The sequence below is a fragment of the Frankia sp. AgB32 genome (assembly GCF_023243045.1).
In the GTDB taxonomy this organism is placed as follows: Bacteria; Actinomycetota; Actinomycetes; order Frankiales; family Frankiaceae; genus Frankia.
Genome location: NZ_JALKFX010000252.1, coordinates 1 through 10,781, shown reverse-complemented (window position 1 = coordinate 10,781; position 10,781 = coordinate 1). Strand labels below are relative to the sequence as shown.

Sequence of the window (10,781 nt, the reverse complement as noted above, 5' to 3'; positions counted from 1 at the left end):
GGCCGGCACCGCCCGGCCGATGCCCACGTCCCCGACGGCGTCGTCGGCGCCGGGGACGTAGCTGCGGGCGCCGGCAGGTCTACCGGTTCAGCCGGTGCCGCCGGGCGCGGCGGCCTGCTGGCGCGACCTGGGCCGCCGCCCCGTCGGCGGCGTCGGCGGCGCCGGGGGCCGGTATCCGGATCGGGGCGGTCGTGTCCCAACGCCGACCCGTCCCCGCCGCGACCGGCGTCTTCGACAGGGCGTCCACCGGGTCGACGAAGTGCCCCGTCGCCTCGTCCAGAATCGAGATCTGCGCGTCGGCGATGTCGAAGTACATGCCGACGAGACGCAGCGTGCCGGCGTCCAGCGCCCGGCGTACCGCCGGCTGCGCACGCAGGTTCTCGAGCTGCTGGGCGACGTTGGCGCGGCCGAGCCGCTCCACCGGCACCAGCTCCTCCGTGCCCGGCGGTGGGGTCCGGGTCAGTGAGGTGGCGGCGTGTGCCAGCCAGCCACCGAGAGCCGTGTCCGGCGATCCGTCGGCCGCGCCGGACAGCAGCGCGTTCATGGCGCCGCAGCTGGAGTGGCCGCAGACCACGATGGCCGGTACCCGCAGCACCTCGACGGCGTAGTCGACGGCGGCGGTGACCGAGAGGTCCCCGGGCAGTGGGTCGAGTATCGGGCCCGTCCCGGCGCCGGGCACCACGCCGACCCCGGCGGCCAGGCCCATGCCCGAGGCCATGCCGGTGCCGAGGCCGAGGGGCCCGGCGAGGGTCGGCGGCGGCGGCGTCACGACGCGTTCCGCGGGCGGCGGCGGGACGATGTTTCCGACGTTGCGGACGGTGAACAGGTCGCCGGGCCCGGAGCTGGTGAGGATGTTCGGCACGATCCGCGAGTCGGCGCAGGTCAGGAACAGCGCGCCGGGTTGCTGGCCGGCGGCGAGCCCGTCGAAGGTGCCGCGCAGCAGCGGCGCCGCCCGGCGGTGGAACTCGTTGACCCCGACGAGCATCGTGCCGACATGGTCGATCCTGGCCGCGGTGCCGAGGGTTTCCGGTGGGTCCGTCCCGTCCTCGGGCCCGAGGGCTCCGGCGGGGCGATCCGCCGCCGCGGACTGCCTCGGCTGGCCGTCCTCGTCGTGTTCCTGCCACTGGGACCAGGGGGCGAACCAGCGCGGCAGGTTCGGGATGACCGAGCGCCGTCGCTCGGCGAGGTCGGCGCGGCGGAACCAGACCTGGCCGATCTCGTCGATGTCGACGGTTCCGCCGGAGGCCTCGTGGTTCGCGCACCAGCCGCGTAGCTGCTCGAAGGCGGCATGATCGAGATAGTCGACGATGAGTTCGATGGACACCGGCGCGCCCCGCGGAATCCGGTGCAGCACCCGGGCGAGGCGCGGCAGCGACAGGAAGCTGAGCGTCCCCTCCACCTCGACCTGCCACAGCTCGCCGGTCCGCCGCAGGCGCACGCTGGACCACAGCACCCGGCGCAGCACCAGCGCGAGGGCGGTGAGCAGGCCCAGCGCCACGCCCTTGAGGAGGTCGAGGGCGACGACCCCGGTGATGGTCACGAGGTAGACGGGCAGTTCGCCGTGACGGCGTACGTGGCGCAGGTGGGCGACGTCCACCAGCCGGATACCGACGACGACGAGCAGGCCCGCCAGGGCCGCGAGCGGGATCCACTCGACGGCGAACCCGAGCAGCAGCGCGAAGGCCAGAATCCAGACGCCGTGCAGGATCGCCGAGGCGCGGGTGCGCCCGCCCGAGACCACGTTGGTCGAGCTGCGCACGATCACCCCGGTGACCGGCAGGCCGCCGACGAGGCCGGACAGGACGTTCGCCGCACCCTGGCCGAGCAGCTCCCGGTCGAGGTCGACCCGGGGCCCGCGCCAGCCGCGGGCATTGGCGAGCTGGTCGACGGCGACAGCCGACAGCAGGGATTCGACGCTGGCCACGATCGCGACGGTGAAGATGCCCAGGGCGATGCCGGACCAGTTCCCGTCGGGCATCGCGGGCAGTTCGACCGCGTCGAACAGGGAGGCCGGCAGATCGACCCGGGGCACGTCGAAGCCGATGGCACCCGCGAACGCGGTGCCCGCGACGACCGCGACGAGATACGCCGGAATCCGGCGGATCATGGCGGGGACGGCGTCGGGAAGCCTGGGCCAGACCAGGATGATGGCGATTGTCAGCAGCCCGACCAGGGTCGCCGGGCCGTGCGGGTCGAGGACCGCGGCGGGAATCTCCTTGATGTTGTCCCAGGCGTGGCTGTCAGCCTGGCCGCCGAGGACGACGTGGATCTGACCGAGGACGATGGTCAGTCCGATACCGCCGAGCATGCCGTGCACGATGGCGGGTGAGACGGCGAGAGCGGCGCGCGCGATCCGGGACAGCCCGAACAGGATCTGCACCAGCCCCGCCGCAGCGGTGATCATGCAGGTCACGCGCCAGCCGTAGGTGTCGATCAGGTTTGCGACGATCACGGTGAGTCCGGCGGCGGGCCCGCTGACCTGCAGCGGTGCCCCGCCGAGCGCGCCGGCGACGATGCCGCCGACCGCGGCGGCGAGCAGTCCCGCGGCGACCGGCGCGCCCGAGGCGACCGCGATGCCCAGCGACAGCGGCAGGGCGACGACGAAGACGACCAGCGATGCCTGCAGGTCGGCCCGCCATGCCCGACCGGAACCGGCGAGGTGCCCGGCGGGCGGGGAATGGCTGTGCCGCGACGGGGTGGGCGGGGACAGGGATGGGGTCATGCGTGCTCCTCGAAGATCGGGCGAAGGGCAGCCAGGACGGGCGCCCGGCACAGCGCGGACCGCGGCGGCGTCGCCGACGGCTACCACCGGGGATCGTTCGGACATCCCCCACCCGCCACCGCAGGCAGTCGACCTGCCGCGGACAGCAACGGGTGCTGTACCCGGGTCAACGCTTCAGGCCGCCATCGAGTTTCTCTCCGTGATCGATAACCCGCTCTGGGGTAACCATTGGACATCACCCGCCGGGGGTTGTCCCAGGTGCCGACCGGGCTCACGTGCGCGGCCATGAGTTACATAAACCCGTATAACAAAATACTGGTCTAAACCGTCATAAGTCCGTAGATATGGTCGAGCGAATCCCCCGTCGGGGCGGCCAGAGGGACCAGCCTGCCACCCACAGTCGACCGACATAGAGATACTTGGTATGACTTCGGGTGCATGGATGACCCTCAGGGGATTCCGGGGTAGCCAACGAGGGCGGGTCGGGCTGGTGAGCTGCGGAAGCCGGCTTGTCCGGATCCTGGTGGTCGCTGGATTCACCCTCCTGCTGTCGGCCTGGGTGGGGAGCAACGCCCCCGGTTTCGGCCCGGACGAGCCGGCGAACTTCGTCAAGGAGGTCGGCGCCGGCACCGGCCAGTGGACGGGCAGCCCGGGCCGCCTGGCGCATCCGGCGTTCGGCACGCAGCCGGGCGCGGCGGAACGCATCGACTGGATCAACCGCAACAGCCGGGTCTTCGAGCTGCCGACCGGCCTCGACCCGGGCGCGGCCGGCTTCCCGTGCGACCTGTTCCGCAACTGGCTCTCGGCGCGCTGCCTGCACCGCCCGCACTCCCACCCGCCGGCCACCCGGGCCCTGACCTATGTCGGCACCTACGAGCCGTACGTCTATGCCATCCCGGGCACGGCCATGGCCCGGGCGCACTCGGCGCTCGCCGCGCTCTACACCGGCCGGGCGGTGAGCGCTCTGCTCGTCGCCGGCCTGCTCGCCGTCGCGGTCACCGCAGCATGGGAGGACCGGGCCGGACCGATCAGCCAGGTCGGGGTGCTGCTCGCCGTGTCACCGATGGTCCTGTTCATGGGCTCCGTCCTCGGCACCAACGGCATCGAGATCGCCGGCGCCCTCGCGCTCTACACCGTCGCCCTGCGGATGGGCCGGGAGGCGGCGGCGCCCCGCTGGACCTGGCTGGCGGCCGGGGTCATCGCAGCGCTGCTGGCGCTGTCCCGGGCCACCGGGCCGGCCTGGGTGGTGCTCGCGCCGTTGCTGGGCATCGCGTTCGCCCAGCGGGTCCCGCACCAGCCCTCGGATGAGCGTCACCGCCTCCGCCGACGCAGCCCTCGGCGGATCAGGCCGCGGATGGCGTGGTTACTGCTGCCCGCGGCGGGGATCGCGGCGACAGCGGCCTGGGAGCGCGCCGTGCAGCCGCATCCGAACACCCGCTGGGAGGTCGCCGTCGCCGGGCTGCGCCGCCTGCCGGTGGACACCCACGCCTGGACGCGCCAGTGGGTCGGGGTGTTCGGCTGGGCCAGTATCCCGATGCCCACCTACGCATACCGGCTCTGGTGGATCGCTGTCATCGTCCTCGTGCTGGTGGCGTTCGCCGTCGCGTCATGGCGCGCGCGGCTCGGCCTCGCCGCCGTGCTCGTCGCCGGCGCCGCGCTGGCCGTTGCCCTCGACGTGCTCGTTCTGCGCCAGACCAGGTTCCCCGTCTACGGCCGCTATCTGCTGCCACTCGCCGTGGCACTGCCCCTGGCCGCGGGCGAGATCGTGACCCGCCGGGCCGCGACCCTGCGGACGGCGACCCGCGGCGTACTCCAGATCACCGTGCCGCTGATCGTCGCCGCGACGCACCTGGTCGCCCTGTGGGCCGATGCCCGCCGCTTCGCGGTCGGCGTCGGCGGCCCGGTCTGGTTCCTCCCCCACGCGCAGTGGGCCCCGCCGGGCGGTTGGCTCCCCTGGCTCGCCCTCACCGTCGCCGGCACCACCTGCCTGGTCGCCTGCGCCATCATCGGCGCCCTCACCGCCGGCCGTACCGCACTCGTACACCTACCAGCGCCAGGACCGCCCCGACGCCGCCCGGTGCGCTGACGACGAACGCGTACAGGCACACGGACCGCCGCAGGGCATCAGGATGACCGTGCGTGGTCGGCGCCGACCTAGACGATCATTTCCACGGGTCGCCTGGTCGCTCTGTCCGGACAAAACGTCCGGCAGACCGTACAGAGGAACCACGATGATCCCTCGGTCACGCGAACATCGGACGAAACAGGACACGCCGACCGTTACGATCGGTGACCGCGCGGCCCGGAGAGGACCGCGGCCAGCTCGTTTCAGTGGCGGGGTTCGGGTGGCTTGGGCTGGGCGGCCTGGCTCGCGGCGGCGCGGCCGGAGGCGATCTCCGCCCGGACGTGGGCAACGGCGTGGGTGACCTGGCGTTCGATCTCCTCGGGGTCGAGACCGAGGGCCCGGCCGATGTGCGCCGACCAGACCTCCGAGCGGATGTTCGTCTCGAAGTCGAGTTCGGCGCGCACGTTCTGGCGGGCGGTGTCGCGGTTCTGGCTGACCATCACGAACGTGGACAGGAAGATGGCCTCCAGGCTGACGATCATCGTGAGCAGGCCGAACGGGTAGGCGTCGAACACCGCCGCGTGGCCGAGCGCGCCCTCGTTGACCAGGATCCAGCCGGCGAACCAGACGGCGTGCAGGTAGACGAACCGCAGCGACCCCGCGAACGAGGTGATCGCGTCCGCGGCACGGTCCTGGCGCGACCGCGTCCGCGTCAGCACATCCCGCTCGCTGCGGATCCGCACCCGGGGTTTGGGCCGCCCGGCCGCGCCCGGCGACGGGTGGTGGTCGTTCGTGCCGGCGGAGGAGGTCATGGCATCCATGGTGATGTCCGCCCGCGCGGCGACATCCAGCGGTCCGCCGGGCGCAGGGTCAGCGGGTCTGTTCGGTGGGGCGGATCAGCAGCTCGTTGACGGCCACGCGGCGTGGACGGGTCACGATGTAGGCGATGCCGTCGGCGATGTCCTCGGCGATGAGGTTCTCCACCTGGCCCAGGGTCTGCTGCGCGAAGGCGCGGATCTCCGGACGCAGATGGTCGGTGAGTTCCGTCGTGACCGCTCCGGGCTCGACGACGCTGACTCGCACGTGTCGTTCGGTGACCTCCTGGCGCAGGGACTCGGTGAACGCGCCCACCCCGAACTTGGTGAGGTTGTAGACGCCGCTGCCCGTGTTCGCGCGCCTGCCCGCGACGGAGCTGATGTTGACGAGGTCCGCCACCTGGCGCGGGCCGGATTCGGCCGCGGTGACCAGATGCGGCAGGGCGGCGTGCGAGACGTAGAGCAGCCCCTGCAGGTTGATGGAGATCATGCGGTCCCACTCCTCGGTGGGGGCGTCGAGGATCGGGCCGAGCAGCATGACTCCGGCGTTGTTCACGACGGTGTCGAGGCGGCCCAGCTCGGCGACGGTGCGCTCGACGGCGTCGATCGCCTGCCGCTGGTCGCTGATGTCGGCGGTGACGGCGAGCGCCCGGCCGCCCTCGGCCTCGATCTTGGCTGCCAGGTCCGCGAGCCGGTCCCCCCGGCGGGCGACCAGGGCGACCGCCGCGCCCTGGCGGGCCAGCTCCAGGCCGGTCGCCTCCCCGATACCGCTGCTCGCGCCGGTCACCAACGCCACCGTTCCGGTCAGCGTCTCCGCCATCTCGCGTCCCTCTCACCCAGCGTCACCCACATGTCCGTGCTGACGCTAGAACCTCTGGCGCCCGCGGTTTCATCCGCCGGGCCGGCGTGGGGGTGAGCATCCGGTCGCCGTTGCCGCCGATCATCAGGGGTACCCGGTCCTGGAGCAGCCGTGGCTGCGCGGCGGGATCGCCCAGCCGGTCGTACAGGTCGTCGATGACGCGGACCAGGGTGTCGACGCGGTCGTGGGCCGAGCCGAACGGCATACTTACTGCTCGGCGCATGGCGACCGTTCGGTGCGGCGCGGCAGGGACGTCAACCTCACATGCCCCATAACCGACCAAATCGGGCGGGTGCGGTGTTGGATGACTACATGACCGCGCCCCGCGCCACCCGCCTGCGGTCCTGGCGGCACGTGGCGCGCGCGGCCATGGCGTTGGCCGCGGCCGGCGCCGCCCCGGTCCTGCTGGCCGAGGGCCTGCACTGGCGGGCCTCCCGCCGGCTGCTCGGGCCGGCGGCCGGCGACCGGCGCGGCGCGCAGGCCGTGCTGGTCCTCGGTTTTCCGTCGACGCACGCGGGCGAGCTGCGTCCGCTGCAACGATGGCGGACCGAGATCGGGGTGCGTTCGCTCGCGCCCGGCCCCGACAGCCGGCTGATCTTCAGCGGGGGCGGCCCGCCGGGAGCGGTCACCGAGGCCGAGGCGATGGCCGGGTACGCCCGCGACAGCCTCGGTATGCCCGCCGAACGGATCACCGTGGAGACCGCGGCCAGCACCACCTGGGAGAACATCGCCTTCTCGCTGCCGTATCTCGAGTCGGCGGAAACGATCGCGGTCGCGTCCGATCCCCTGCACGCCAGCCGGGGACGGCGCAACCTGCGCCGCCAGCGACCCGACCTGGCCGGTCGACTGGTCGCGGCCGAGGACTACCGGTTCGGCGAACACTGGCAGCTCAAGCTGGCGACCGCGGTTTACGAGGTCACCCGGCCGCCGATGCGACGGCTTCGTGTCCACCTCGCGAAAGCTGCGCGCTGATGTGGACGCGGCCCAGGCCGCGCTGACCCAGGCCAACGGTGAGCGCAGCCAGGCCACCCTGGTCAGTCCACTGACCGGAACGGTCGGGGCGGTCAACCTCGGCGTCGACGACACGGTCCAGGCGGCATCCACCACCACTGGCACCGGCACCGGCACCGGCATCACGGCGCGCGGATCCGTCCGTAGAGTCGCGCCATGGTTGCACCGGAGGCTTCCGCCCGGGTCGACACGTGGATCTGGTCCGTGCGGCTGGTGAAGACGCGCTCGCAGGCCAACGACGCATGCCGGGCCGGACACGTGCGTCTCAACGGCGACCGGGTCAAGCCGGCGCACCTGGTCCGGCCGGGCGACGAGGTCCGACTCCGGCTGGCCGGCCGGGAACGGATCGTCATCGTCACTCGGGTTCTGCGCAACCGGGTCGGGGCACCTGCCGCCGCCGAGTGCTATGTGGATCACAGCCCGCCGGTCGAGCATCAGCCCGCGCCGCTGGTCGCGATCCGCGACCGGGGCGCCGGCCGGCCCACCAAGCGCGACCGCCGTGTCCTGGACCGCCTGCGCGACCCAGGGCGCCCGGGACCACCCTGACCTGCTGGCGGACACCGAAACCCCCGCCGGCGCCTGATCATCGGCGCCCTCACGATGCCGTCGCCGCCCGGCGAAGGCGGTGCCGGGTCAGTGGGCCATGCGGGTCAGTGAGTGGTGGAGATGGGACCCGGCGTGGAGGCCAGGGTGGTCAGGCCGACGGCGCCGCGCACGAGCTGCTGGGTGGCCCGCAGCAGCCGATCGTCTGCCATGTCGATGTCGGGCCGCAGGACCGGCGCGAAGGCATGCACGGTGGTGAAGAACAGCAGCGCCGTCGCCTCCACGTCGTCCACCTGGTAGGCGCCCGCGGCGACGCCCGCGCCCAGCACGGCGGCGATGGCGTCGACCAGCTGCCGGTGGGCCGCCCGATGCCCGGGCGCCAGCGGATCGCGGGAATCCGCGGCGTCGCCGGAGACATGTCCGAAGAGCACGCCCGGCAGCCCCCGGTCCCCGGTGAAACGCCGAAAGCACGTGAGCACCACCGCGTCGAGCTTGCCCGGCCAGTCCGCGCAGGCCGCGGCCGCGGCGGTGAGGTCGGTGGCGAACTGCGCCGCGAACTTCTCCTGCAACGCGAAGACCAGCCCCTCCTTGGAGGGGAAGTACTGGTAGAAAAGCCCCTTCGAGACGCCCGCCAGGCGGGTGATGTCGTCGAGGGTGGTCGCGGCGAAGCCCTTGTTCGTGAACAGCTCCGCACCCGCGGTCATGAGCTGGGCCCGCCGCTCGTCGGCCGACCGATACCTCGACACCCACACCACCTCCGCCGGGACTCCTCATCCTATCGTGACCGACCATCGGTCAATCCACCCGACTGACGGTCAGTCACTCCATTGACCAGCGGTCACTCCCTCCTCTACCCTGATCGTGCTCGCCCCCGCCCGGACGATCGCCCAAGCCGCACAGCTCCACGCCGAGCCGACGGCCATCGACCACATCACCGTCCCGCGGGCATACGGAAACCACAGACCCTCACCGACCGACTTCTTCACCTCGACGGCCCGCCGCAGCCGGGCAGACCGTCAGGAAAGCCAGGGAGAGCCATGGAGCGGAAGTGGTGGACGCTGCTGGTCGTCTGCGGCGCCACGTTCATGTTGTTGCTCGACGTGACGATCGTGATCGTTGCGCTACCGGAGATCCAGAGCGGCCTGCACGGAAGTTTCGCCGAGACCCAGTGGGTCATCGACGCCTATGCGCTGACCCTGGCCTCGCTGCTGCTGACCGCCGGGTCGCTCGCCGACCTGTACGGCCGCCGCCTGCTGTTCACCGTCGGCTTCGCGGTCTTCACCATCGGCTCGCTGCTGTGCGGGCTGTCGCAGTCCGCCCTCATGCTGATCGTCTCCCGCGGGGTGCAGGGAATCGGCGGAGCGATCCTCTTCGCGACGGCGCTGGCCCTGCTCGCGCACAGCTTCCGCGGCCGCGACCGGGGCATCGCGTTCGGCGTCTGGGGCGCCGTCACCGGCATCGCCACCTCCCTCGGCCCCATCCTCGGCGGCGTGATCACCAGTGGCATCAGCTGGCGGGGGATCTTCCTGGTCAACGTGCCGATCGGCGTCGCTGCCATCGCGGTGACCCTGTGGAAGGTCGAGGAGTCCCGCCCGCCGGTCGCCCACCGGCCGGACTGGGCCGGCTTCGGGGTGCTCACCGGCAGCCTGGTCGGCATCGTCTACGGCCTGATCCGCGCCGGCGAGACGTCCTGGACCGACCCGGCCGTGCTGGTCTGCCTCGCCGTCGGCCTGGCCCTGCTCGCCGCGTTCGTCGTGGTGGAGAGCCGGGTCACGCACCCGATGTTCGACCTGTCCCTGCTGCGCACGCCGACGTTCCTCGGCGGGTCCGTCGCGGCGATCACGATGAACGGCTCGCTGTTCGCGATGTTCGTCTACCTCGTCCTGTACCTGCAGAACGACCTCGGCTACTCGGCGCTGGGCGCCGGCGTGCGGCTGCTGATCCTCAGCGCGGCGAGCTTCGTCGCCGCCGCCGCCTCCGGCCGACTGTCCAGCGTCGTGCCGGCCCGCTGGCTCATCGGCCCCGGCCTGCTGCTCGTCGGCGGCGGCCTGCTGCTGATGACCGGCCTGGACGCGGGCACGTCGTGGACGCACCTCATCCCCGGCTTCATCGTCGCCGGCGTCGGCAGCGGGATGGTGAACCCGCCGCTGGCGTCGACCGCGGTCGGCGTGGTGCCGCCGGCGCGCTCGGGGATGGCGTCGGGCGCGAACACGACGTTCCGCCAGATCGGCATGGCGGTGAGCATCGCCGCCCTCGGCTCGATCTTCGCCTCCCGACTGGAGAGCGGCATCAACGGGGCGCTGACGGGCGTCCCGGCGCTGCGCGGCCAGGGCGCCCAGGTGGCCGACGCGCTGCGCGGCGGCGACGCCGACCAGCTGTTCGCCTCGACTCCCCCGCAGGCCCGCGGCGCGCTGGCGCAGGCGATCCACACCGGCTTCGCCAGCACCATCAACGACCTGCTCGTGGTTACCGCCGTCATCGCGTTCGTCGGCGCGATCTGCGCCCTGGCCCTCATCCGCCGCAAGGACTTCATCGCCCAGGGACACGCCCCGGCGGCAGCCGACCGGGACGACAGGGCGACGCCGGCGCCAGCTGGCGCGGCCCAGTCGACCACCGGCGGCCGCCCCTGACACGCCGTCGGGACGACCGGGCCGGGGGGGGGGGGGGGGGGCCCCCCCGGGGGGGGGGGGGGGGGAGGTCAGGAGGCGATGCGGTACACGGCAAACTGCGACCCGCCATCGTTCACCGAGGTGGCGATCGTGCCGC

9 protein-coding genes are annotated in these 10,781 nt (G+C 72.6%); 4 read left to right on the top strand and 5 right to left on the bottom strand.

What is annotated here, in order from left to right; translation table 11 throughout:
* Nucleotides 1-79: 79 nt before the first annotated feature.
* Nucleotides 80-2,722 (bottom strand): SulP family inorganic anion transporter, encoded by a 2,643-nt coding sequence (locus tag MXD60_RS27640; RefSeq protein WP_248822628.1) that lies wholly within the window; start codon nt 2,720-2,722, stop codon nt 80-82.
* Between the two features lie 442 nt (nt 2,723-3,164).
* On the opposite strand from MXD60_RS27640, the gene MXD60_RS27635 reads away from it, so the two are divergent.
* Nucleotides 3,165-4,808, top strand: coding sequence for a DUF2142 domain-containing protein (locus tag MXD60_RS27635; protein ID WP_248822627.1), 1,644 nt, complete (start codon nt 3,165-3,167; stop codon nt 4,806-4,808).
* A 242-nt stretch (nt 4,809-5,050) separates the two neighbouring features.
* Here the strand turns inward: MXD60_RS27635 and MXD60_RS27630 are convergent, their stop codons facing one another.
* From MXD60_RS27630 to MXD60_RS27620, 3 genes are read right to left on the bottom strand one after another with little or no spacing between them, the layout of a single operon-like run.
* On the bottom strand, nt 5,051-5,599 hold the full coding sequence (locus tag MXD60_RS27630; RefSeq protein ID WP_248822626.1) for a DUF1003 domain-containing protein: 549 nt from the start codon (nt 5,597-5,599) through the stop codon (nt 5,051-5,053).
* A gap of 58 nt (nt 5,600-5,657) precedes the next feature.
* Nucleotides 5,658-6,422, bottom strand: coding sequence for an SDR family NAD(P)-dependent oxidoreductase (locus tag MXD60_RS27625; protein WP_248822625.1), 765 nt, complete (start codon nt 6,420-6,422; stop codon nt 5,658-5,660).
* Between the two features lie 22 nt (nt 6,423-6,444).
* Nucleotides 6,445-6,666 (bottom strand): hypothetical protein, encoded by a 222-nt coding sequence (locus MXD60_RS27620; protein WP_248822624.1) that lies wholly within the window; start codon nt 6,664-6,666, stop codon nt 6,445-6,447.
* 107 nt (nt 6,667-6,773) lie between these two features.
* Here MXD60_RS27620 and MXD60_RS27615 point away from each other — a divergent pair, with 107 nt between their 5' ends.
* Together MXD60_RS27615 and hslR are read left to right on the top strand one after the other, a co-directional pair.
* Entirely contained in the window at nt 6,774-7,433 is a 660-nt protein-coding gene (locus MXD60_RS27615) for a YdcF family protein (protein WP_248822623.1), read from the top strand.
* A gap of 195 nt (nt 7,434-7,628) precedes the next feature.
* Nucleotides 7,629-8,018 carry an Hsp15 family ribosome-associated heat shock protein gene (hslR, locus tag MXD60_RS27610; protein ID WP_248822622.1) on the top strand — a complete coding sequence of 130 codons (390 nt, stop codon included), beginning with the start codon at nt 7,629-7,631 and terminating at the stop codon, nt 8,016-8,018.
* Between the two features lie 104 nt (nt 8,019-8,122).
* On the opposite strand, the gene MXD60_RS27605 is transcribed toward hslR, so the two are convergent.
* Nucleotides 8,123-8,761: a TetR/AcrR family transcriptional regulator gene (locus tag MXD60_RS27605; protein WP_248822621.1), complete on the bottom strand. Its 639-nt coding sequence runs from the start codon at nt 8,759-8,761 to the stop codon at nt 8,123-8,125.
* Between the two features lie 291 nt (nt 8,762-9,052).
* Between MXD60_RS27605 and MXD60_RS27600 the strand changes: the two genes are divergently transcribed.
* Nucleotides 9,053-10,645 (top strand): MFS transporter, encoded by a 1,593-nt coding sequence (locus MXD60_RS27600; RefSeq protein ID WP_248822620.1) that lies wholly within the window; start codon nt 9,053-9,055, stop codon nt 10,643-10,645.
* Nucleotides 10,646-10,781 lie beyond the last annotated feature (136 nt).

What these genes read in the sequence shown, in the direction of transcription:
- MXD60_RS27640 (WP_248822628.1), bottom strand. Translation starts at nt 2,722, where the DNA reads ATGACCCCATCCCTGTCCCCGCCCACCCCGTCGCGGCACAGCCATTCC.
- MXD60_RS27635 (WP_248822627.1), top strand. Translation starts at nt 3,165, where the DNA reads ATGACCCTCAGGGGATTCCGGGGTAGCCAACGAGGGCGGGTCGGGCTG.
- MXD60_RS27630 (WP_248822626.1), bottom strand. Translation starts at nt 5,599, where the DNA reads ATGACCTCCTCCGCCGGCACGAACGACCACCACCCGTCGCCGGGCGCG.
- MXD60_RS27625 (WP_248822625.1), bottom strand. Translation starts at nt 6,422, where the DNA reads ATGGCGGAGACGCTGACCGGAACGGTGGCGTTGGTGACCGGCGCGAGC.
- MXD60_RS27620 (WP_248822624.1), bottom strand. Translation starts at nt 6,666, where the DNA reads ATGCCGTTCGGCTCGGCCCACGACCGCGTCGACACCCTGGTCCGCGTC.
- MXD60_RS27615 (WP_248822623.1), top strand. Translation starts at nt 6,774, where the DNA reads ATGACCGCGCCCCGCGCCACCCGCCTGCGGTCCTGGCGGCACGTGGCG.
- hslR (WP_248822622.1), top strand. Translation starts at nt 7,629, where the DNA reads ATGGTTGCACCGGAGGCTTCCGCCCGGGTCGACACGTGGATCTGGTCC.
- MXD60_RS27600 (WP_248822620.1), top strand. Translation starts at nt 9,053, where the DNA reads ATGGAGCGGAAGTGGTGGACGCTGCTGGTCGTCTGCGGCGCCACGTTC.